Raw genomic sequence first — 22,508 nt, forward strand, 5'->3', positions numbered from 1 at the left:
CTCGTGTCTTGTCTTGAATTGGAAACCACACGTAGCGCGTGGAAATACGGCGGTCGTCGGGCGAGAAGTGTGGCAAGCGCTGGGTAGAGCACGGGACACCGGCGCGCCGGCCCGGATAGGGCAAGCGCGATGACGACTGGGGCCAGGGCGGCGATTTTACAGGATGAAAGCCGGTCGCTTCGGGAAGTGCTTAATTAGATTGGGAAAAGTTCCCCGAGACGCGCCTTTTCGACGGCAGGCAGGACCATGAGGGCTGCGCGTTGTGCGAGCCGCAGCGGTTGGGTGTAGGAATGCCGTGCCCACGTGTGGGAGTCGGGCGATTGGTATGCAAATTAGGATTGCTCCTATGTGAAGGAGTGGGCGTCCCTCTGAGAATCGCGTCCGAGCTATCAGTTAAGAGTCATCCCATGCGCATTGCCATCCTTCAGCGTGACCCCGTCATGCGTCAGTCGATCGAAAAGATTCTTATGAGTGCCGGCCATACCTGTATGGTCTATGACGACGGTCTGAGCATGTCGAAAGCGCTCGCCCGTTCCACCGTGGATCTGCTGGTGCTGGACTGGCAAGGCACGCGCCTGTCCGGCGCCGAAGTCCTGAGGTCGGTGCGCGCGGTCGGCGGCGACCGCCTGCCGGTCCTGTTCGCTTCGACCGAGACGTCGGAGGATAGCGTGGTGCGTGCCTTTGCCAGCGGGGCAGACGACTATGTCGGGCTGCCGTTGCGCCCGGGCGAGTTCCGCGAGCGCGTTGCGGCGTTGCTGCGTCGCGCCTATCCGGATCGGTTCAGCGCCGCGAGCTTCGATGTCGGCCCCTACCATTTCGACACGCATCGCCAGCTCGTCATGCTGCGCGGTCAGCCGGTGCCGCTATCGGGCACGCAATACCGGTTGGCGTCGCTGTTCTTTTCCAATATTGGCCGCGTAATGTCGCGCGACCATATCTTCGCGATGGTGTGGGGCCGTGAGTTCCGCGAATTCACCCGCACGATCGACAGTCATGTGTCGCGTCTGCGCCTGCTGCTCGAGATCGAGCCGCAAAACGACTTCCGGCTGCAACCCGTTTACAAGAGCGGCTATCGGCTGCTGCATCTGCGGCAAGGTGAAGCGGCCGCGGAAAAGCAGGCGGCCTGACAAACCGGCACATCATCGGCCGCGCCGCGGCCGGAAGCGGCTACGGATCAATTTGCCGCAACTCAAACCTGCGGCAGCGTCGGCCGGTTTTCAATCGCCCGGCGGATCAACGCTTCGACTGCCTTGCGTTCGTCTCCGGCCAACGGCAGACGCGGCGGCCGCACCGGCTCCGTACCGAGCCCGACGATCGTCTCGGCCAGCTTGATGTTCTGCACCAGCTTCGACGAGACGTCGAGCGCGAGCAGCGGCGCGAACCAGCGATAGATCGCGCGCGCTTCTTCAAGACGGCCCGCCTTCAGCAACTTGTAAATCACCACCGTCTCGCGCGGAAACGCGCACACGAGACCGGCCACCCAGCCATGCGCACCCATCAATATCGCTTCCATCGCGAGGTTGTCGACCCCGCACAGAATCGCGAAGCGGTCGCCGACCACGTTGATCAGATCGGTCACGCGCCGCACGTCACCGCATGATTCCTTGATTGCGACGATCTTCTTTTCGTCGGCGATTTCCGCGAACATGTCGGGCGTCATGTCGACGCCATAGGCCAGCGGATTGTTATAGATCATCAGCGGCAGCGCGCTCGCATCGGCGACGCTGCGAAAATGGTGCAGCGTTTCGCGCCGGTCGGACAGATAGCGCAGCCCGGGTAGCACCATGAAACCGGCCGCGCCATGCCGGCTGCCGGCTTCGGCCTGACGGCATGCGTCGAGCGTGCTGTTCTCGGCGATCGTCAGCAGAACGGGCACACGGCCGCGCGAGGCCTCGACGGCGATGTCGAGCACTTGCAGCTTCTCGTCCAGCGAGAGCGTCGATGCTTCGCCGAGTGATCCGCACACGATGATGCCGTCCACACCCGCGTCGATCTGCGCCTCGATATTCTTGCCGGTCCATTCGCGGTCTATGCTGAAATCCGCGTGAAATTTGGTGGTAACTGCGGGCAATACGCCTTCCCAGATATGCGCCACGACTGCTCTCCTGAGTGTGTTGAGTCGAAGCGCAGTGTAAGCAGGGAAAATGCTGCCGTCTTGCGCGATTCACGCGTGGCGGATGACGATTTCAGCATAGTGGCTGTGCTTGTATGCCCGGCAAGGCCAAGCGGATCAGCTATTTCAGCATAGGACGCAAAATACGTCGAAAGCATGTTGACTGGGCCTCACATGCGTTCTTGACCTCGCTCGATAGAGGTTGTGCAGACGCGGCGCCCACCTGATTTCAATAGCCGACGCATGCGTGGATGGACAGATGAGCTATGCTGAAATCGTCACAATCCACGATTATGCGCGCCAAGACTCCGGCGCCCGGCATTCCTACCATGTGCATCATGAAAACCCTAGACATCATCGACTCGCACACCGGCGGTGAACCGACCCGCCTGGTGGTGTCGGGTGGCCCGGCACTCGGCGGCGGCACGCTGGCGCAGCGTCTCGACGTGTTTCGCACGCAATTCGACGACTGGCGCGCTGGCATCGTCACCGAACCACGCGGCTCGGACGTGGTGGTCGGCGCGCTGCTGTGCGAGCCGGACGACCCCGCGTGCGCGGCCGGCGTGATCTTTTTCAACAACGTGGGCTATCTTGGCATGTGCGGGCACGGCACGATCGGTCTCGTTGTCTCGCTCGCGCACATGGGGCGGATCGGGCCGGGGCTTCATCGGATCGAGACGCCGGTCGGCGTCGTCGAAGCGACGCTCAACGAGGACGGCAGTGTGGCCGTGCGCAACGTGCCGGCTTTTCGCTACCGGCAAGGCGTGCAGGTGGACGTGCCGGGCTACGGCATGTTGACTGGCGACATCGGCTGGGGCGGCAACTGGTTCTTTCTCGTCGCCGACCATGGGCACTCGCTGGAGGCGGCGCGTATCGCCGAGCTGAGCGCGTTCAGTGCCGTAATTCGCGATGCGCTGATCGCGCAGCGCATCGCCGGTGCGGACGGCGCCTTGATCGACCACATCGAACTCTTCGGACCCGGCTCGCGAGACGGCATCGACAGCCGCAGCTTCGTCCTTTGTCCCGGCAACGCGTATGACCGCTCGCCGTGCGGTACCGGCACGAGCGCGAAGATCGCCTGCCTCGCCGCCGACGGCAAGCTGGCCGAAGGCGCGGTGTGGCGGCAGGAGAGCATCATCGGCAGCGTATTCGAGGCGAGCTATCGTCACGCCGGCGATGGCGTCTCGGTGATTCCGACCATCACCGGCCACGCGCACATCATGGCCGAAGGGCGTTTGTGTTTCGACGAGCGCGACCCGTTCGCATGGGGCATCCGCACGGCATGACAGCGGACGTGTTGATCGTCGGGGCCGGTATTGTCGGCGCGGCTTGCGCGGCGGAGCTGGCCGCGCTCGGCATGCGCGTTGAGGTACTCGACGCGCAGGGCATCGGCGGCGGCGCGACGGCGGCGGGCATGGGCCACATCGTCGTGATGAACGACTCGCCCGCGGAGTTCGCGCTGAGCCGCTATTCGCGCGACTTGTGGCTGGCGCTCGCGCCGCACCTGCGCACGCGCGATGCGTTCGCGCGCTGCGGTACTTTATGGGTTGCCGCCGACGATGAGGAATGGCAAGCCGCCCGAATCATGCATGCAGCCTTCGAAGCGCAGGGCGTCTCCGCTCAACTGCTCGACGCGGCTGCGTTGCGGGCGTGCGAGCCGGTGCTGGCGGCATCGATGGCGGGCGGCTTGCGGATCGAGCACGACAGCATCGTGTATGCGCCCACGGTTGCCGAGTGGCTGCTGACGCAATCTTCAGGAGTCGAGAATATCCGTGTGCGGCTCGGAACGCAGGTCGCCGAGATCAGCGCGCGTGGCGTGACGCTGGCCAACGGAGAGCGCATCAGCGCCGCGCATGTGATCGTGGCCAATGGTCTGGGCGCTCAGCAACTGCTGCGGTCGCTGCCGTTGCAACCGAAGAAAGGTCATTTGCTGATCACCGACCGTTATCCCGGACTCATTCGCCATCAACTGCTCGAACTGGGCTACATCAAGAGCGCACATCACGCGGCCGGCACCTCGGTGGCATTCAATGCGCAGCCGCGGCCTACAGGCCAGTTGCTGATCGGCTCGTCGCGCCAGTTCGATACAACCGATCCCGCCGTCGACATGCCGGTGCTCGCCCAGATGCTGCAGCGCGCGGCGCACTATCTGCCGGTCCTGCCGACGCTCAATGGGATCCGCGCGTGGACCGGCTTTCGTGCAGCGTCGCCGGATGGTCTGCCGTTGATCGGTCCGGCGGGTGATTTTGTACCCGGCGTGTGGCTTGCGGTCGGACACGAGGGACTGGGCGTGACGACTTCGCTGGGCACTGCAAAGTTGCTTGCCGCGCTGATCACCGGGAACACCGCGCCGATTCCCACCGAGCCGTACTTGCCGGTCCGTTTTACGCAGAAGGTGGTCCATGACTGACGCCGATGCAACACGCCTTCACTTGACGATCGACGGTAGAAGCGTCGAGGTCGACGCGGGCACGATCGTGGCCGCGGCGCTTGTCATGGCGGGCGCGGGCGGCACGCGGACGTCGGTCAGCGGCCAGCCGCGCGCCGCGTTGTGCGGGATGGGCGTGTGCCAGGAGTGCCGCGTCACGATCGACGGCCGGGCGCATGCGTTGGCATGCCAGACGCTTTGCCGCGATGGGCAGGTGGTTTGCACTGCCGCGGCTGCGGCCAATGCTGTCAACGCGACCAACGCGACCAACGCGACCAACGCGACCAACGCGACCAACGCGACCAACGCGACCAACGTCGCCACCGCGACCAGCGGGACCAACGCCCCCACCACCACGGACAAACGATGAAGCAGCACTTCGACATCGTCGTGGTAGGCGCCGGTCCAGCCGGGTTGAACGCCGCGCAGGCAGCGGCACGCGAGGGCGCCTCAGTCGCGGTGCTCGACGACAATCCGCGCGCCGGCGGTCAAATCTGGCGGCAAGGTCCCGGCCATCCGCCGCAAGTGCCGTTACAAGGCCTGCTCGGCGCCTTGAAGACGCAAACCAATGTAACCCTTTTGCCGTCGGCCCGCGTGATCGCGCCTTTGCGTCCGCGAGGTTTGCTGCTCGAGTCGGCTGAGCATGGTGGTGTGTCGATCAGCTACGATCGATTGATCCTCGCAACCGGCGCGCGCGAGCGGCTACTGCCATTCGCAGGGTGGACGTTGCCCGGTGTGACCGGTGCAGGCGCGCTGCAGGCACTCATCAAAGGGGGCATGCCGGTACGCGACGAACGGATCGTGATTGCAGGCAGCGGTCCCTTGCTGATCGCGGCGCTTGCCACCGCACGTGCAGCGGGGGCGCGGGTGCTGGCGGTCGTGGAGCAGGCCCCGGCGCTTGAGGTCGCCCGATTCGGAGTCTCATTGTTGAGCGAGCCGGCGAAGTTGCGGCAAGCCGTTGCCATGACGCGCGGCTTCGCGAGCGTGCGTTACTGGACCGGCAGCATCGTCCGGCAAGCGCATGGCGATGGCCGTGTCGAGCGCGTGACGATCCGGCGCGGCCAGCAGGAGTCGACGCTCGACTGCGACCGCATCGCCTGCGGCTATGGACTCGTGCCGAACATCACGCTTGCGCAAGCGCTCGGCTGTGCGATCAACGAAGCGGGCGAGATCGTCGTCGACGGTGAACAGCGGACTTCGGTCGACGGCGTGCTGGCGGCAGGCGAATGTACGGGCGTCGGCGGCGCGGAACTGGCGGGTGTGGAAGGCGAGATTGCTGGGCTGTCCGCGAGCGGCGGCTCGGCAAGCGGCAGCCCAGCAAACGCCGCCGCACTGCTTGCGCAACGAGCCCGATGGCGGCGTTTCGCGAGGCGCGTCGAAGCGGCCTTTGCCTTGCAGGCCGCCGCGCGCACGCCACCCGACGACGCCACGCTGCTCTGCCGTTGCGAAGACGTCAGCCTCGGCGAGGTGCGCGCCTATCCGGATTGGCGCGAGGCCAAGCTGCATACCCGCTGCGGGATGGGCGCATGCCAGGGCCGTATCTGCGGCGCCGCGGCTTCGCTGTACTTAGGCTGGCAACCTGCCGCGCCGCGCCCGCCCTTCAGTCCGGCGCAAATCAGCACGTTGATGGCAATCAGCGAGGAGCAGTCACGTGCTGAATGACCCCGCCATCCATTCGTCCCCTGGATATTTTCAGTAGCGCGTGGCCCTATAATCGACCGCAAGTGCCAACCCGTGTAGTTGCGCGGGTGAACGCACCCAACGTACAACCGCACCGACCACGGAACCCGCACGATGAACACGCTGGCTCATCCGCTCGAACCGGACGACGCAACGCTGTCCGGCATGCTGTCGCATTTCACGCTGCTCGAGCCCGTGTTCGATGCGATGCCGGACGTCGTGTTTTTCGTCAAGGACGCGCATGCCCGCTATGCGCTGGTCAATCGCACGCTGGCTTCGCGCTGTGGCTTCAAGGAAAAGTCCGCGCTGCTCGGCAAGACCGCCGAGGACGTCTTCCCGCACCGTTTCGGTCGTATCTACACCGCCCAGGACAAAGCGATCATCAACGTCGGCAGCCAGATGATCGATCAGTTGGAGTTGCATCTGTATCCCGGCCGTCAGCCGGGTTGGTGCCTGACCTGCAAGCAGCCGTTGCGCGATGCGGCGGGTAAGGTAGTCGGCCTCGCCGGCATCTCCCGCGACCTGAAAGCGGACGAAAGCAGTCATCCCGCGTACAGCCGGCTGGCTGAAGTGGTGCAGTCCATTCAGGAAAACTATGTGCAGCCGCTGAATCTGAAGCAGCTTGCTGCAATGGCGGATATGTCGGTGGCGCAACTGGAGCGCTACTTTCACAAAGTGTTTCATTTGACGCCGCGCCAGGTGCTGCTGAAAACGCGGCTGGACGCCGCCACCGCATTGCTGGTTTCACACGACAAGGTCACCGACGTCGCCGCACTCTGCGGCTACACCGATCACAGCGCCTTTACGCGTCAATTCAAGGCGACCGTCGGCGTCACGCCGACCGAGTACCGGATGCTGCTGCACGGAACCTCGCGAAGCTGAGCCGCCGCACACATGGTTCGTCGCAAGCATCATTACTACGTCTACGTCGTCGCGTTGGACGACACCGTCTGGAACGAGGCACGCTTTCGCCGCGCGAATCCGGATTACCGGTTCGACAAGCCGTGCGTGTACGTGGGAATGACGGGATTGGACCCGGATCTGAGATTCGACCGGCACAAGGCCGGCATTCAGGCAAATCGCTATGTGCGTGATTACGGCCTGCGCCTCATGCCTGAATTGTATGAAGTTTACAATCCGATGCCTTACCGCGGCGCACAGGATATGGAAGTGGAATTGGCGATTGGACTACGCGAGGCGGGGTACGGCGTGTGGCAGGCGTAAGTAAAATGTAAAACGCGCCTTATTTCACGCCGAGTCCGCGCAACACTGCGTTGCCTTCGGGCGTCAGACGGATATGCGAGTCGCCTGCGTCGCCGGAGACCGTTTCGATCAGGCCGGCTTCGTGAAGCTGCGGAATCTCGGGTTTCGCGGATGCGTCGATCGGCGCGTGCAGCAACAGCAGCAGCGTTGCCAGTTCGTGGTGGCTCAGCAAGCGACGCAGAATCGTGGGCCGCTTCGCCGGTGCGGGCGTGTCGTTCGTGTTGTGATCGGGTTGGTTCATGAAGCGCACCTTGTGCGGGATAGTGTCGGACGGATCATGCGGATGAAGTCTTAAACGATTCTTAAGACACTATTGTGATGTAACACCGTGACACTATGATTGCGCCGGCACAAGTTACCGACCGTTACACCTGGCCGATTGTTACCCGTGCTTACCTTACGGCGCGCAGGTTTTGCTCGCCGATTCAATCCACAGATTGTTCACGTGGCGTTTGCCCGCGTAGAAGCGATAAGTCGTCGCGCCGTTGTCGCTGCGCACCTTGACGATATTCGAATCGCCGAAATCGAGCATCTGGCCCTGAGGGATCTCGGTCGATTTGAACGCGGCGTTGTGACTGGTCGCCACTTGCGTCAGGCAGGCGACTACGTCGTTGACCGAGCGCTGCGTGGTGGTGTCCGTAACGGGCTCGCCGGCATCCGGATTCTTCTGGAAGTACGCGCAAGCGCTGAGAAGCAGGGGAACTGACAGGACTACGGCAAACTTCTTCATATCTCTCCTGGCGTTTCATTCGGCTGACGGTACGCGCCACACCAGCACTGGGCAGAGTGCGCGCGGCGCGGGGCGCGGATCAACCGCCATTATATCGGTGCGGCGCGCCCGCTTGAGCCGATGCAGCATGGGCCGTGCCCGATCTGTCTGAATTCGCCGGCCGCAAACCGCAAACCATCGCCCACCGGCATTACCGGCCGCAAACTCCTACTTGCGGCGCTGAGCCTGCGCCGCGAGCCGCACGGCCGCATTGGCCGCGCCATAACCGTCGTAGCCGCCACGCCGTTCGACAATCTCCAGGAAAAAGCGCTGATCCAGTTGTTCCGTGTAAGCGTGGAAGAACTCACCACCGCGTTCGTCGCGGTCGTACAGAATGTTGTGCGCGCGCAGCGCCTCGAGGGTCTCGTCCGGCAGCGCATAGCGGGCGGCGAGGTCGTCGTAGTAATTGCGCGGAATGCGCAACACCGGCAGACCGTCGGCGACGAATTCGGGAACCGCGCTGAAAATATCGCCGGTGCTGAACGCGACGTGATTCAGGCCGGAGCCGTGATAGGTGTGCAAGGCCTCGGCTACTGCCGTGTGGTGATCCACCGAGGCGTTCAGTACGATTCGCACCGAACCGTCATGACTGCGCAGCGCACGGCTGCGCACCAGCCCGTACGGGTCGGGCACCAGTACGCCAGGCTCGGCCTGAAAGCCGAGCGCGGTCCGCAGAAACAGGACCCACGTATCCAGCGAAGGCGCCGGCACAGACAGGCAGACATGGTCGATGCGCGTGAGTGGCCCCACTTCGGTCGGACCGTTGACGTCGGTGAGCACGAAATCGGCTTCGAACAGAGTGGGCTGGTCGGGTGTCTCGTCGACGAAATAGTTCAGGCTCCCGTCGGGCGCCTGCACGGCCGGCAGGACGCGTTCGTTCGGGCCGATCTGACCCGAGAACGGGGCGTAGCCGAACCCGGCGGCGCGCTCGAACGCCTGATTGGCGTCATCCACGCGAAACGCCGACGCGCACAGCGATAAACCATGCTGCTGGAAGAAAGCATTGGCGAATGAATCCGGTTCGGCATTCAGCACGATCGACGCCGCGCCATGCTGAAACAGCGTCACATCTTTCGAACGATGCTGGCCGGCCTGACGGAAGCGCAGCTTGCCGAGCCAGTCGACGAGATGCGCGCGGGTAGTGTGGTCGACGGCGAACTCGAGAAACTGATAGCCGACGTGCGCGGGCGCAGCGGGCGATCGATAGAGTTCGCCGACCGGCTGCTGGGTGGATTCAAGCAGTGCCCGCGTCTGTTCCTCGAGGAACAGCAATGAGCGATGGCCGTCCGCCGCGGTGATGGCGGTCGGCGCGGCGCGAAAACCGTCGTTGAAAATTTCGAGCGAAAGCGGCCCTGTATAGCCTGTTTTCACGACCTGCGCGGTGAAGCCTGCCAGATCGAAATCGCCCTGACCTGGGAAGCAGCGGTAGTGGCGACTCCATTCGAGCACGTCCATGGCGAGCTTCGGCGCATCGGCAATCTGCACGAAGGCGATGCGATCGCCCGGAATATCGGCGATCGCGTCCACCGTATCGTTCAGCGACAGCGTATGAAAGCTGTCGAGCACAAGCCCCAGATTCGGATGATTGACCGCGTTGACGAGTTTCCACGCGTGGCGGTAGGTCTTGACGTGCTTGCCCCACGCGAGCGCCTCATAGCCGGCAATCACGCCGGCCGCTTCGGCCGCGCGGGCCAGCGCACCGAGCTGGTCGGTCATGAGCGAATCGTCGCCGATGGTGTCGGGCGAGACGTTGCTGCACACCAGAATCCGGTCCGTACCCAGTTCGTGCATCACGTCGAACTTCCGCTTCGCCCGATCCAGATTGCGTTCGAGGCGCTCCGGGCTTACTCCGTCGAAATCGCGGAAAGGCTGGAACAGCATGATCTTCAGGCCAAGATCCTCGGCGATGCGCCGCACGTCGGCGGGTGAGCCGTCGAAATACAGCAGGTCGTTCTCGAAGATTTCGACGCCTTCGAAGCCCGCCGCCTGGATTGCGGTCAGCTTTTCGACGAGGGTCCCGCTGATCGACACGGTGGCAATCGAACGTTGCATGAACGGCTCCTGCAAAAACAATGAAACGGCTATTGGGGCAGCGCCAAGCGGCCGCTGTACGGCGTCCGCATGTCTTGCGGTTCGCTATGCTGCAATGCGAAAAATGGTCTAGCTAGTTACCGTCAACCAGCAGGGCGCAGGCCAGAAGTGCCCATATTAGCGGAATTTCCCGACAGTCTATACAAACTAACTAGATGGTACAAATTCGTATAAACCCCGAATGACGATTGCGGGCAATGCGCGCACACTGCGCTTACGTTGTAGAGCCGCGGCGCGTGCTGTGGCCCGCTTTATGCCTTACTTTTGCAGGAGTAGTCGTCATGAGTTTTGCCTCAGTGCTGGTCCTCAACGGACCGAATCTCAACCTGCTCGGCACGCGTGAGCCGGCCATCTATGGTTCGGAAACGCTCGACGACGTCGCGCAGCTCTGCCGCGACGCGGGCGAGCGGCTGGATCTGTCGGTCGATTTCTGCCAATCGAATGCGGAACACCAACTCATCGACTGGCTGCATGCGGCGCGCAGCAAGGTTGATGGCATCGTGATCAATCCGGCGGCTTACACGCATACCTCGGTGGCGATTGCCGACGCGCTCTCTGCGATCGAAAAGCCCGTCATCGAGGTGCATATTTCGAACGTGCATCGCCGCGAAGCGTTCCGGCATCACTCGTACGTGTCGGCGGTGGCCGAGGCGATCATCGTTGGTTGCGGCACGCAGGGCTATGTGCTCGCTCTGGAGCGGATGGCGGTCATCCTTAAGAATAGGGCGGCCAAATGAACGCACAAGCGAACACACAGGCAAACGCTCAGGCGAGCCCGCAATCGTTTCTCGTCGGTCTGATCGGTTCGGGCATCGGCGGATCGCTTAGCCCCGCGATGCATGAGGAAGAGGGCAGCAAACTGGGTCTGCACTATGTGTATCGGCGCATCGATCTGGAGGCGCTGAAGCTGGACATCACGGCGCTCGCCGATTTGCTCGCCGCCGCCGAACGCATGGGCTACAACGGACTGAACATTACCTATCCCTGCAAGCAGGCCGTCATTCCTCTGCTTGACGAACTCTCCGACGACGCGCGCGCACTCGGCGCGGTCAATACGGTTCTATTCAAGAACGGCAAACGTATCGGCCACAACACTGATTGGTCCGGTTTCGCGCGTGCGTTTCAACGCGGCTTGCCGGACGTATCGCTCGCGCGCGTCGTGCAACTGGGCGCGGGCGGCGCGGGCGCAGCGGTCGCGCATGCCGCGTTGACCATGGGTGCGCAAACGCTCACGCTATTCGACGTGGACGCCGAGCGCGCCGCATCGCTCGCTGCGGAATTGCAGAAGCGTTTCCCCGCCTCTACCGTCAGCGCCGGCAGCTCGCTCGCAGAATCGCTCGCCGCCGCTAACGGCCTGATTCACGCGACGCCCACCGGCATGGCGAAATTGCCGGGCTTGCCATTGCCGGTCGAATTGCTGCGCCGCGATTTGTGGGTGGCGGACATCGTCTATTTCCCGATCCGCACCGCGCTGCTGCAGGCCGCCGAAGAACTCGGCTGCCGCACGCTGAGCGGCGGCGGGATGGCGGTATATCAGGCGGTCGACGCGATGCGCATCTTCACGGGTCTGGAACCTGACGCCGAGCGCGTGTACACGCATTTCCAGTCCTTGTTGCAACGCCAGGCCAGTAGTACATAAGCCATACATATCCGGTACGTAACCCGACCGAGGAGACAGAGACGCCATGCCACAACCCATTCATTCCACGCCCGCCGAGGTAACCCGCCAAACGGCTGCCACGGTAAGCACCGCGCGCCGCTCGAAAGCCCGCTATCAGATTCTCTCGCTGCTAGCGGTCGGCACAATGATCAACTATCTGGACCGCACGGTGCTCGGTATCGCGGCACCGCAGCTGACCAAGGAACTCGGCATCAACGCCGCGCTCATGGGCTTGCTGTTCTCCGTGTTCTCGTGGAGCTACGTGGCTTCGCAGATTCCGGGCGGCCTGTTTCTCGACCGTTTCGGCAGCAAGCTCACGTATTTCCTGTCGATGACGTTCTGGTCGCTGTGCACCCTCGCGCAAGGGCTCGTGCATGGTATCGGCGCGTTGTTCGTGTTCCGGCTCGGCCTCGGCGTCTCGGAAGCGCCATGCTTTCCGACCAATAGCCGCGTGGTGGCCACATGGTTTCCGCAGAGCGAACGCGCGATGGCGACCGGCACCTACACGGTCGGCGAATATATCGGCCTCGCGTTTTTCAGCCCGTTTCTGTTCATGTTGATGGGCGCGTTCGGCTGGCGTTCGCTGTTCTACGTGGTGGGCGGCGTGGGTCTTGTGTTCGGTGTGATCTGGTGGTTGTTCTATCGCGAGCCGCACGATCATCCGTCCGTCAATCAGGCGGAACTCGACTATATCGAAGCAGGCGGCGGTCTGACGCACAGCAAAAAGGACGCCGATGTTTCCGGCGCACCGGCTGCATCGGAGAAGAGCGGCTTCGAATGGCGCACCATCGGACGCCTGCTCAAGCATCGTCAATTGGCCGGCATCTGCCTTGGTCAGTTCGCCGGTAACTCGACACTCGTGTTTTTCCTCACCTGGTTCCCGACGTATCTCGCCACCGAACGGCATATGGCATGGCTGAAGATCGGCTTCTTCGCGATCATGCCGTTCATTGCCGCGTCGATCGGCGTGATGTTCGGCGGCATCTTCTCCGATTGGCTGCTGCGGCGCGGCAAGTCGCCGAACGTGGCGCGCAAACTGCCGATCATCGCTGGTTTGCTGCTCGCCTCGACGATCATTCTCGCCAACTATGTCGAGAGCAATGTGGCGGTGATCGCGATTCTGTCGGTGGCGTTTTTCGCGCAGGGGATGGCGGCGCTGGGCTGGACGCTGGTGTCGGACATTGCGCCGGATGGCCTGCTTGGCGTGACTGGCGGCATCTTCAACTTTGCGGCCAATCTGGCCGGCATTGTGACGCCGCTGGTGGTGGGTTTCATCGTCGCGGCAACCGGTTCGTTTGTCGGCGCGCTTGTGTTCATCGGCGCGATCGCTTTGATCGGCGCGCTGTCGTACATCTTTATCGTCGGCGATATCAAGCGGATCGTGCTGGTGGACTGAACAGCACGTATCGTTCGAACGGCTTTCATTGAGTAAAAAAGCGGGACCTGGCTAGCACCAGGTCCCGCTTTTTCGTTTCAGGCTTGCCTCAGTCTTCCTTGCGCACGAAACGCAGCACGGCGTCGACAATCATCGCGCGATGACGCGCGCGCAAGCGCGGGTGCGACGGATCGCGGCCGAACGCCGTACCGAAGGTATGGCGATTGCCGACGCGGTGAAAGCACAGTGAACTGATCATCAGGTGCAGGTCGATCGCATCGACGTCGCTGCGAAACAGTCCTGCCGCGATGCCGCGCGAGAGCAGATCTTCGATGGTATGAATGACGGTGACGTTGCGGCCTTTGAAGCTCTTCACCTGCTCGACGTACTTCGCACCATGAATGTTCTCGATCGTCACGAGGCGGACAAAATCGCGCTGGCGGTCGTGATAGTCAAATGTAAACTCGACCAACGCGCGCATGCCCTCGATCGGATCGAGTTCGCTGACGTGCAGATCCTGTTCGAGCGCGCGAATGTCGCCGTACACTTTTTCCAGCACGGCCTGGTACAACCCTTCCTTGCTGCCGAAGTAGTAGTACAGCATGCGCTTGGTGGTGTTCGTACGCTCCGCGATCGCGTCGACGCGCGCACCGGTCAACCCCATCGCGGAGAACTCCTGCGTCGCGACGTCGAGGATGTTGCGCTTCGTCTGTTCCGGATCGTACTTGCGTCGGGTGTCGGACGCGATGCCGTTGGTATCAGGCTCGGCGGCCTTGCTTCCCTTTTTCATTGTGTATTCGAGCGGCGATGACGGCGCATTCTAGCATGCTGAAACCAGCCTCCGGAGCGGGTCTCGGGCATAAGCGGCGGCGTATTGAGCCCGCTAGCGAATAGCGTCACCGCGTCGGCCGGGTCGAGGCGCGCCGGGCGGCGAGCGCGTCGCGCGTCTGCATCGCGGTGTAGGTGAGTTGCGCGGCCGCGAGACCGAGCGCGCCGTAGGTGCGCGTCAGGCCGAAAGCCGCGAATGCCTCGGGCACCGGCCGTTCGCCGGAGATGGCCGCCGCCAGCAATTCGCCCGAGACGGTGGTGGGCGCCATGCCGTGGCCGCCGAAACCGACCGCGTACCAGACGCCGTCCGTGCTGCGGCCGATTTGCGGCATCTTGTGCCGCGCGTAGCTCATCAGTCCGCCCCAGGCGTGCTCGATGCGCACGTCGTGCAACTGCGGATAGACCTTCAACAGATCACGCCGCAAGAGCCGCGCGATGTCGTCGGGCGCGCGGTCGCGTACCGAGATGCGGCCACCCCACAGGATGCGTGTGTCGGGCAGTGGACGGTAATAGTCGAAGGCGAAGCGGGTGTCGTAGACGGCGGCGCGGGTGTCCATCGCGTCTTTCAGGCGGGCGCCGAGCGGTTCGGTGGCCATCACGTAGGTAGCGATTGGCAGCACCGCGCGTTCGACCTGCGCATAGACGTTGCGCGCATAGCCGCCACCGGCCATCACCACGTGGCGTGCTTCGAGCGCGCCCTGCGGCGTATGCACCACGAAGCCGGCGCCGTCGCGCCGGGCGCCGCTGCGCTGCAAGCGCACAACGGGCGATTTCTCGTGAATCTGCACGCCCGCGTTGGCCGCGGCGCCCGCGACACCGAGCACATATTTCAGCGGATGGAAGTGGAACGCATTGCGCTCGAACAGGCCGCCGTGATAACGGCTCGTTTTCAATTGTGAAGCGAGCTCCGCGGGCGCCACGGGTTCCCACTCGACACCGAACGAATCGCGCATCAGACGCCGCTGCGTGTCGAGCCTTGCAGGTTCGTCGAACCAGTTGGCGAGGATCACGCCGGCATCGGTCACGTCGCAATCGATGCGGTAGCGCTGGATACGTTGCCTCATCAGATCGACGGCGTCGGTTGTCAGTGCATAGAGTTCGCGGGCACGGGCCGGCCCGAGGGTTTTGAGCAGATCCGCGCAATCGAGGCTGTAGCCGCCGAACACGAAGCCGCCGTTGCGGCCGGAGGCGCCGAAACCCACCTGCTCGGCTTCGAGCACGGCGACGTCGGTGATGCCCCGCTCGGCGAGTCCCAATGCCGTGGACAAGCCCGCGAGGCCGCCGCCCATGATGCAGACGTTGACGTTCCGCCGGCCGGTTAGCGGCGCGTAAGCGGATGAGTGCCCGGCAGCGCGGGTGATGGTGGCTTCGTAAAAGCTTTGCATAGGGCTAAGAGTAGATCAGGACAGCGGCAGCAGCTTGCCGCTGAACACCACCGGACCCGTCGGTGCATTGTGGTCGGGCGAGCCGCCCGGCGCTTCTATGGAGACCGCCAGCGCCGCGTAGCTCTCCGGCTTCTGCTGACCGGCCGTAACCTTGCCGTTGGCGCTGTCCGGCAGCATGCCGAGCGACACCGGATGGCCATTGGCCGGAATGCCCCACAACTCCATCGCCCGGCCGGCCGGCAGGTCGACTTTGCCGAGCGGATGCAGCGTCATGGTGGAGCGGGCTTCATCCCACGCGACCAGCATAACCGGATGCGCGTCCTTGTCGTTCAGCACCGCGACATGCGAGACGGCCGCTTCCGGCTGTTGCGCGACGGTCGGCGCCGTGGATGGCGTCACGCCGGACGGCAACAGCGAACGCATGGCAACCACCGCGGCGATTACGGCGAACCCTGTTACGCCGATCGCCCAGCCGCGCCAGAACGCGAGGTTCTCGAAGATGCTGCCGGACGGACGAGCGGGTTTTTCGACCACGGTGCGCGGTCGTGCCGCCTCACGCGCAGCCTCACGAGCCGACGCCAGACCGAGCCGCCGCTCGATGGCATCCCAGACGGCGGCCGGCGGCATACGCGGCTCCGCGAGTTCGGCCAACGGCGAGATCCGCCGCTGCCATTCTTCGATGGCCCGACGAATCACCACATCGTGATCCGCGTAGCGTTGGAAGCGTCGCCGGGCGCCGCCACGCAGTGTGCCGAGCGCGTACTCGGCGGCCAGCATATCGACCAGTTGAGGATAGCGATGGAGATTCATCACTCACCTCCCAGGCAGGTCTTCAGCTTGGCAAGGCCGCGCCGGATCCAGGATTTTATGGTGCCGAGCGGCACCGTCAGCGCTTCAGCGATCTCGCTATGGCTCTGGTCACGCAGGTAGGCGAGAGCAACCGCCTGACGCTGCGCCGGTTCCAGTTGCTGCATACAGCCGGCCAGCAGACGTGCCTGCAGGCTGACCGCGGTCAGCGCTTCGGGATCCGGATCGCCGGTTGCCACAAGATCGTCCAACGCATCGCTCCATTCGGTTTCCTGCTTGTTGACCCGCCGCAGGTGATCGAGTGCACGGTTCCGGACGATTGCCGACATCCACGTCATGGGGGCGGAAAGGGCCCGCCGATAATCGCCCGCAAAGCGCCAGATGTTGACGAAGCTGTCCTGCAATACTTCTTCGGCCCACTCGTGCCTGCTCAATATACGGAGCGCGAGACCGAACAGTTTCGGAGCGGCGAGATCATATAGCTCGCGTAGTGCCGAAGCATCCTCTTTGGCAATGCGTTCGAGCAACTCGGCGAGGGTTTCCGGCGTCAGTTCTCGAGGATCGGCGGTCATGGAAAGTGGTGTGGTGAGCTTGCGGGCCTATGTTACTCAATTTCCTTCCGACCTTATATGTGGTTTTTTCCCCGTGTGCTGCATCCGCCGGGCGTATGGCCGCGTATGTGGATGCAGGACCCGGGGATTGCGTCCGAGGGTTGCGCCTGGGCGCTTATTGTTTTGCTTTGGACAGCTTTGGATCGACCTTAGACGCCCCAGCGCAATACCAGCGGATCGAGCCGCCGTGCGACTTTCAGCAAGCCTGCGCGTGTGGCCGGATGCATCGGCGGTAGCGGATGGCGCACTGCGTCCGATCGAATCACACCGCCTTCTTTCATCAAGGCCTTGCACGATGCGAGGCCACCCTGGCGGTTTTCATAGTTGATGAGCGGCAGCCATTCCTGATAGTGGGCGGCGGCCGCTTCGGTGTCGCCCGCTGCATAGGCGTCGACGATCAGGCGGATGCCGTCCGCGTAGCCGCCGCCGGTCATCGAACCGGTTGCGCCCGCATCGAGATCGGCCATCAGCGTGATCGCTTCTTCGCCGTCCCATGGACCTACCACGGCGTCGCCGCCCAGTTCGATCAACTCGCGCAGCTTGTTCGCAGCCTGTGGCACTTCGATCTTGAAGTACGACACGTTCTGCAGTTCACGCGCCATGCGGGCAAGAAACGGCGCGGATAACGCCGTACCGCTGACCGGCGCGTCCTGGATCATGATCGGAATCCCGATTGCATCGGACACCGTGCGATAGAACTCATAGATGCCGCGCTCGCCGATGCGGATCGTCGCGCCGTGATACGGCGGCATGATCATCACCATCGCGGCGCCCGCAGCCTGCGCACTGCGGCTGCGTTCAGCGCACTGGTACGAGCTGAAATGCGTGGTCGTGACGATCACCGGCACGCGGCCGGCGACGTGTTCGAGCACCACGTGCATCAGCGTGTTGCGCTCGTCGTCGGACAGCGCGAACTGTTCGGAGAAGTTCGCCAGAATGCACAGGCCGTTGGAGCCCGCGTCGATCATGAAATCGATGCAGCGTTTCTGGCCTTCCAGGTCGAGACCGCCGGCCTCGTCGAAGATGGTGGGCGCGACGGGGAACACGCCGCGCATGGGAGCAGGGTTGTGGGTATGGGTCATGGTGATGTGCGTTGTGCCGAGGTGAGGTGATGAGGCGTGGGTCTTTGAATGTCTCCGTCGCTGACTATACGGCGGGGTGCGTGGCGGGTATATTGAATTGTTTCCATCTTGTGATCGCTTTTGCGACTCACCTGGCGACTCACCCCGCGACTGCCCGGCAATTCATGAAAGACACCCTGAACGTCCTGCTGTCGAGACTGCGCATGAAGCAGTTGCAATTGCTGATCGCGCTCGACGACCATAAGTCGTTGCACAAAGCCGCCGGCGCGATGTCGATGACGCAATCGGCCGCTAGCAAGGCGTTACAGGAGCTGGAGTCGATGCTTGAGGCGCCGCTTTTCGAGCGCTCGAAGAGCGGCATGATTCCGAACCAGCTTGGCCACTGCGTGATCCGCTACGCGCGGCTCGTGGCGACGGACCTTACCGCGCTCTGCCAGGACGTCGCCGAGATACGCTCGGGGCGCGGCGGGCGGCTCGCGATCGGCGCGATCATGGGCGCGATTCCCGAGTGCGTCGTGCCGGCGCTGAACGATCTGCATGCCGGGCAGCCGGGCCTGTCGATCGAAGTGATGGAAGACACCAGCGCGCGCATGCTCCTGCAACTCGACGAAGGCCGGCTCGATCTGGTGATCGGCCGTGCGGCGGTTGCCGCCGATCCGTCGAAATATCACTACCGTCCGCTTGGGGACGAGCCGTTATCCGTCGTGGTGGGTTATGGCCATCCGCCATTGCCGAGGAAAGAAGTGAAACTGCGTGACCTGGCCGGTCACCGCTGGGTGATGTATCCGTCGCATATGCCCTTGCACGCGTTGCTCGAACGGGAGATGGATCTGGCGGGGCTTGAGATGCCAGACAACCCGATCTCGACTGCCTCCACTTTCGTGACAGTCGCATTACTGCAAAGCAGTGCCGATCTGGTTTCGTTGTTACCGACCGCGATCGCGGAGTTGTTCGTGCGGCAGAAAATGTTGCGCTTCGTGCCGGTCAAACTGAAGTCGCCTTCACAAACCTTCGGTATTGTGACGCGCAAAGGCGGCGTGCTGTCGCCGCCGGCTGAGCAATTCATCGAGTTACTGCGTGGACGGACGGACCAGATGGAAGGGCAAGCGGCGTCGGCACAAAAAAAGTCTGAATCGGCTTTCTTTTGACGCGCGAAAGACCTTCAATATCTCATGGCGGTTAGTGCTTTGCCATGCCCGGCGAGAAGGTGTTGCGGCGGCGACACTGTGGGGTAAATCCGAACCGATTGCATACTCGCGTTCCGCGCTACACTTGATTGAAGGTGCGCCAGAATCAAGAGAATGGTGCACGCTCGGGGAGAGCAGCCATGAATCGGCCACTGATTCGGTTACCGCTTCGCGCGACAGGCATGGCGCCTGTCAGGAAGTGGCTCAAATGGGGGCTGGCAGCGGCATTCCTGCTCGCGCTGGCTTTGGCGGCCCGCTTTGTCCAGATCGAGATCGAAACGTCTCGACTGCAGGCACGCTATCTCTCCGAACTCACGCGCGACGTGGGTTTTTCCGTCGAGAACGGTCAAAGTCATTCCATCCGGTTCCCTCAAGCAGACAAGGGCCCTTACGACAGCCGCCTCGGCTACGCGTTGCTGCCGTCGTTCCAGCAGCGCTTGCTCGAACGCGGGTTTGAAATCAGCGCACAGTCGCGCGATTCCGAGCGAATGCTGTCGCTGGCCGATAGCGGTCTATTTATTCCCTACGCCGAAAAAGATCAGGCGGGGCTGCAACTCTTCGACGGTACTGGCACGCCGCTCTTTGGTGCACAGTATCCGGGCCGCATTTATGACAGCTTCGATTCGATCCCGCCGCTGATCGTCAATTCGCTGCTGTTTATCGAAGACCGCTATCTGCTCGATCCGGATCAGCCGAACCGTAATCCGGCGATCGACTGGGGACGCTTTAGCCACGCGCTCGTCGACCAGGGCGCGCGCGTGTTCAACCGGCATCAGTCGACGCCTGGCGGCAGCACGCTCGCTACGCAGATCGAGAAGTTCCGCCACTCGACGGGTGGGCGCACGGCAACGCCGCCGGAGAAATTGCGGCAAATCGCTTCCGCCTCGGTACGAGCCTATCTGAATGGTCCGCAGACCATGCCCGCGCGCCAGCAGATCGTCGTCCATTATCTCAACTCGGTGCCGCTTGCCGCGCAACCGGGTATTGGTGAGATCAATGGCATCGGCGACGGTCTGGCCGCCTGGTACGGGCGCGATTTCAACGACGTCAACCGCATTCTCAAAGCGCCGTCGGCAGAAGAGAATCTCGCGGAGCAGGGCGTGGCGTTTCGCCAGGTGCTCTCGCTGATGATCGCGCAGCGTGCACCGTCGTATTTCCTGCACCACGGCTATGCCGAACTTGACCGTCTGACGGATAGTTATCTGCGCTTGCTGGCGACCGGTGGTGTTATTTCGATCCCGCTGCGCGATGCCGCGCTGTCCGCGCAAGTGGATCTGCGCCGCGTAGCGGAAAAAACGCAGAACGCCGACTCGTTCGTGTCGCGCAAGGCCGTGACGTCGATGCGTTCGCACCTGTTGACGGCACTCGGCATTCCGAGTTTCTATGAACTCGACCGGCTGGATCTGCAGGCAACGGGCACGCTCAACAACGCCGTGCAGCAGGCCGTGAGTGAACGTCTTGCCGCTGCCGCGACGCGCGACGGTGCAAAGGCCGCGGGGCTCGTCGGCTATGAAATGCTGCGCGCCTCCGACGACCCGTCGAGAATCGCCTATAGCTTCACGCTGTTCGAACGGCGTGACGGCGCGAACCTGGTGCGGGTGCAAACCGATAGCGTGAACCAGCCATTCGACATCAATTCCGGCGCGCGGCTGAATCTCGGTTCGACCGCGAAAATGCGTACCGTGGTGACGTATTTGCAGATCGTCTCCGATCTGCATGCGCGTTATGCCCCGCTGAGCACGACGGAGCTGAAAGCCGTGAAGCACGATCCGAACGATCAGCTCACGCGCTGGGCGCTGGACTATCTGGCGCATACCTCGGACCGCTCGCTGCAAGCCATGCTCGACGCGGCCGTGGAACGCAAATACTCGGCAAGTCCGGGTGAAACGTTTTACACGGGCGGCGGCGCGCAGACCTTCAACAACTTCGAATCCGACGACAACAGCCGCATTCTCACCGTGCACCGCGCATTCCAGCATTCGGTGAATCTGGTGTTCGTGCGGCTGATGCGCGATATCGTCCACTACGAGATGGTGCAGACCACCGGACCGTCATCGCAATGGCTGGGTGATCCGGCGATTCGCAAGATGTATCTCACGCGTTTCGCCGATCAGGAAAGCCGCGTGTATATGAATCGTTTCTACACGAAGTACCACGGCAAGGCGCCCGAGCAGCAACTGGCCTTGCTGCTGCTCGGCGTGCGTAAATCGCCGCCTAAAGTAGCGACGGTGTTGCGCAGTGTCGCGCCGGACGAATCGAATGGGTGGTTCAACGCGAAGATGCGTGCGGCGCTGAAGAACACGCCGGCTGCCTCAATCCTGGACGATGAGGATCTCGCGAACCTGTATGACAAATATGGGATCGACCGCTTCAATCTGAACGATCGTGGCTACATTTCGAGCGTGCATCCGCTGGAACTGTGGACCCTCAACTATCTGCGCGCCCATCCCGACGCAACGCTCGACCAGATACAGAACGCGAGCCGCGACGTGCGCCTGTCGACTTATTCGTGGCTCTTCAAGACCCGCTATCACGCCACCCAGGATCGCCGCATCAAGCGGATGGTCGAACTGCGCGCCTACGATGCGATCGGTAAATCGTGGCAGGCGCTCGGCTATCCGTTCGCGACGCTCACGCCGTCGTTTGCGGCAGCGATCGGTGCGTCCGGCGACCGGCCGGCTGCGCTCGCGCAACTGATAGGCGTGATTGCCAACAACGGCAACAAGGTGCCGACCGAAAGCCTCACGCAACTCGACTTCGCGAAAAACACGCCGTACGAAACGCATTTCCAGCGCGCGGCGGTGGCGCCGCAGCAGCAGTTGTCGCCGGAGATCGCCGGGGTGGTCAGGGGACTGTTGCGTGATGTCGTATTGGGCGGTACGGCTAAGCGTCTCGCGCAGGGCATGACGTTCCCCGATGGTCAAACACTCGAAATTTACGGCAAGACCGGCACTGGCGATCAGCGCTTCAATGTGTGGGCCAAAGGCGCACGCCTGATCGAGTCGCGCAAGGTGAACCGCAGCGCAACCTTCGTGTTTGTGATGGGAGACCGCTTCTACGGCACGCTGACCGCCTACGTGCATGAGCCGTATGCGGCCCATTACGAGTTCACGAGTGCGCTCTCGGTGCAGTTGCTGAAGTCGTTGGCGCCGGCGCTGCAGCCGTTGCTGCAAAATCCGCCTGCTAAAACGGCTGCGATAGCGAAAGTCGCCGCGCAATGAGCAACGGC

General features: G+C 62.9%; 20 protein-coding genes and 1 pseudogene. 12 read left to right on the forward strand and 9 right to left on the reverse strand.

The genetic code is table 11. The features are described from left to right. Positions 1-407 precede the first annotated feature (407 nt). The gene (locus tag P3T25_RS23975; RefSeq protein WP_171927409.1) at positions 408-1,127 is read left to right on the forward strand and encodes a response regulator transcription factor; all 720 of its coding nucleotides are present in this window, start codon (positions 408-410) and stop codon (positions 1,125-1,127) included. A gap of 62 nt (positions 1,128-1,189) precedes the next feature. Here P3T25_RS23975 and P3T25_RS23980 read toward each other — a convergent pair whose 3' ends face one another. Beyond that, positions 1,190-2,095, reverse strand: a complete 906-nt coding sequence (locus P3T25_RS23980) for a dihydrodipicolinate synthase family protein (protein WP_168435563.1) — start codon at positions 2,093-2,095, stop codon at positions 1,190-1,192. Positions 2,096-2,442: 347 nt separating this feature from the next. Between P3T25_RS23980 and P3T25_RS23985 the strand changes: the two genes are divergently transcribed. The 6 genes and pseudogenes from P3T25_RS23985 to P3T25_RS24010 all read left to right on the forward strand — a co-directional run bounded on the left by P3T25_RS23985 (position 2,443) and on the right by P3T25_RS24010 (position 7,445). Beyond that, complete coding sequence (locus tag P3T25_RS23985; protein ID WP_429359142.1) at positions 2,443-3,399, forward strand: 4-hydroxyproline epimerase; 957 nt, start codon at positions 2,443-2,445, stop codon at positions 3,397-3,399. Then, on the forward strand, positions 3,396-4,523 hold the full coding sequence (locus P3T25_RS23990) for an NAD(P)/FAD-dependent oxidoreductase (RefSeq protein ID WP_171927414.1): 1,128 nt from the start codon (positions 3,396-3,398) through the stop codon (positions 4,521-4,523). The genes P3T25_RS23985 and P3T25_RS23990 overlap by 4 nt, the downstream gene beginning before the upstream one ends. Continuing rightward, positions 4,516-4,785, forward strand: a pseudogene (locus P3T25_RS23995) ((2Fe-2S)-binding protein); the annotation flags it as partial. The gene P3T25_RS23990 and the pseudogene P3T25_RS23995, both read left to right, overlap by 8 nt. 122 nt (positions 4,786-4,907) lie before the next feature. Further along, positions 4,908-6,203 carry an FAD-dependent oxidoreductase gene (locus P3T25_RS24000; RefSeq protein WP_429359089.1) on the forward strand — a complete coding sequence of 432 codons (1,296 nt, stop codon included), beginning with the start codon at positions 4,908-4,910 and terminating at the stop codon, positions 6,201-6,203. Positions 6,204-6,335: 132 nt separating this feature from the next. Continuing rightward, on the forward strand, positions 6,336-7,103 hold the full coding sequence (locus P3T25_RS24005; RefSeq protein ID WP_154558532.1) for an AraC family transcriptional regulator: 768 nt from the start codon (positions 6,336-6,338) through the stop codon (positions 7,101-7,103). A gap of 12 nt (positions 7,104-7,115) precedes the next feature. After that, positions 7,116-7,445 (forward strand): hypothetical protein, encoded by a 330-nt coding sequence (locus P3T25_RS24010; protein WP_093645319.1) that lies wholly within the window; start codon positions 7,116-7,118, stop codon positions 7,443-7,445. Between the two features lie 19 nt (positions 7,446-7,464). Here the strand turns inward: P3T25_RS24010 and P3T25_RS24015 are convergent, their stop codons facing one another. The 3 genes from P3T25_RS24015 to P3T25_RS24025 form a co-directional block, all read right to left on the reverse strand. After that, positions 7,465-7,725, reverse strand: a complete 261-nt coding sequence (locus P3T25_RS24015; protein WP_154558531.1) for a hypothetical protein — start codon at positions 7,723-7,725, stop codon at positions 7,465-7,467. A 156-nt stretch (positions 7,726-7,881) separates the two neighbouring features. After that, a complete protein-coding gene (locus P3T25_RS24020; RefSeq protein WP_097396058.1) occupies positions 7,882-8,214 on the reverse strand; it encodes a hypothetical protein in 333 nt (110 codons plus the stop codon). Between the two features lie 207 nt (positions 8,215-8,421). Beyond that, positions 8,422-10,305, reverse strand: a complete 1,884-nt coding sequence (locus P3T25_RS24025) for a bifunctional sugar phosphate isomerase/epimerase/4-hydroxyphenylpyruvate dioxygenase family protein (RefSeq protein WP_429359090.1) — start codon at positions 10,303-10,305, stop codon at positions 8,422-8,424. Positions 10,306-10,625: 320 nt separating this feature from the next. Between P3T25_RS24025 and aroQ the strand changes: the two genes are divergently transcribed. From aroQ to P3T25_RS24040, 3 genes are read left to right on the forward strand one after another with little or no spacing between them, the layout of a single operon-like run. Then, complete coding sequence (gene aroQ, locus P3T25_RS24030) at positions 10,626-11,081, forward strand: type II 3-dehydroquinate dehydratase (RefSeq protein WP_154558529.1); 456 nt, start codon at positions 10,626-10,628, stop codon at positions 11,079-11,081. Beyond that, entirely contained in the window at positions 11,078-11,983 is a 906-nt protein-coding gene (locus P3T25_RS24035; RefSeq protein ID WP_429359091.1) for a shikimate dehydrogenase, read from the forward strand. The genes aroQ and P3T25_RS24035 overlap by 4 nt, the downstream gene beginning before the upstream one ends. Before the next feature lie 46 nt (positions 11,984-12,029). Further along, positions 12,030-13,400: an MFS transporter gene (locus P3T25_RS24040; protein ID WP_154558527.1), complete on the forward strand. Its 1,371-nt coding sequence runs from the start codon at positions 12,030-12,032 to the stop codon at positions 13,398-13,400. An 88-nt stretch (positions 13,401-13,488) separates the two neighbouring features. On the opposite strand, the gene P3T25_RS24045 is transcribed toward P3T25_RS24040, so the two are convergent. The 5 genes from P3T25_RS24045 to P3T25_RS24065 all read right to left on the reverse strand — a co-directional run bounded on the left by P3T25_RS24045 (position 13,489) and on the right by P3T25_RS24065 (position 18,092). Beyond that, positions 13,489-14,169 carry a TetR family transcriptional regulator gene (locus P3T25_RS24045; protein ID WP_097396063.1) on the reverse strand — a complete coding sequence of 227 codons (681 nt, stop codon included), beginning with the start codon at positions 14,167-14,169 and terminating at the stop codon, positions 13,489-13,491. Positions 14,170-14,275: 106 nt separating this feature from the next. Next, positions 14,276-15,592, reverse strand: coding sequence for an NAD(P)/FAD-dependent oxidoreductase (locus tag P3T25_RS24050; RefSeq protein WP_429359092.1), 1,317 nt, complete (start codon positions 15,590-15,592; stop codon positions 14,276-14,278). Between the two features lie 15 nt (positions 15,593-15,607). Then, on the reverse strand, positions 15,608-16,402 hold the full coding sequence (locus P3T25_RS24055; RefSeq protein ID WP_429359093.1) for an anti-sigma factor: 795 nt from the start codon (positions 16,400-16,402) through the stop codon (positions 15,608-15,610). Then, positions 16,402-16,971, reverse strand: a complete 570-nt coding sequence (locus P3T25_RS24060; protein ID WP_097396066.1) for an RNA polymerase sigma factor — start codon at positions 16,969-16,971, stop codon at positions 16,402-16,404. The genes P3T25_RS24055 and P3T25_RS24060 overlap by 1 nt, the downstream gene beginning before the upstream one ends. Before the next feature lie 188 nt (positions 16,972-17,159). Then, positions 17,160-18,092, reverse strand: a complete 933-nt coding sequence (locus P3T25_RS24065; protein WP_154558523.1) for a dihydrodipicolinate synthase family protein — start codon at positions 18,090-18,092, stop codon at positions 17,160-17,162. A gap of 164 nt (positions 18,093-18,256) precedes the next feature. On the opposite strand from P3T25_RS24065, the gene P3T25_RS24070 reads away from it, so the two are divergent. Together P3T25_RS24070 and P3T25_RS24075 are read left to right on the forward strand one after the other, a co-directional pair. Beyond that, the gene (locus P3T25_RS24070) at positions 18,257-19,240 is read left to right on the forward strand and encodes a LysR family transcriptional regulator (RefSeq protein ID WP_429359094.1); all 984 of its coding nucleotides are present in this window, start codon (positions 18,257-18,259) and stop codon (positions 19,238-19,240) included. A gap of 179 nt (positions 19,241-19,419) precedes the next feature. Then, positions 19,420-22,500 carry a transglycosylase domain-containing protein gene (locus P3T25_RS24075; RefSeq protein WP_429359095.1) on the forward strand — a complete coding sequence of 1,027 codons (3,081 nt, stop codon included), beginning with the start codon at positions 19,420-19,422 and terminating at the stop codon, positions 22,498-22,500. Positions 22,501-22,508: the final 8 nt, after the last annotated feature.

This window comes from Paraburkholderia sp. GAS32 (genome assembly GCF_050434225.1).
In the GTDB taxonomy this organism is placed as follows: Bacteria; Pseudomonadota; Gammaproteobacteria; order Burkholderiales; family Burkholderiaceae; genus Paraburkholderia; species Paraburkholderia madseniana.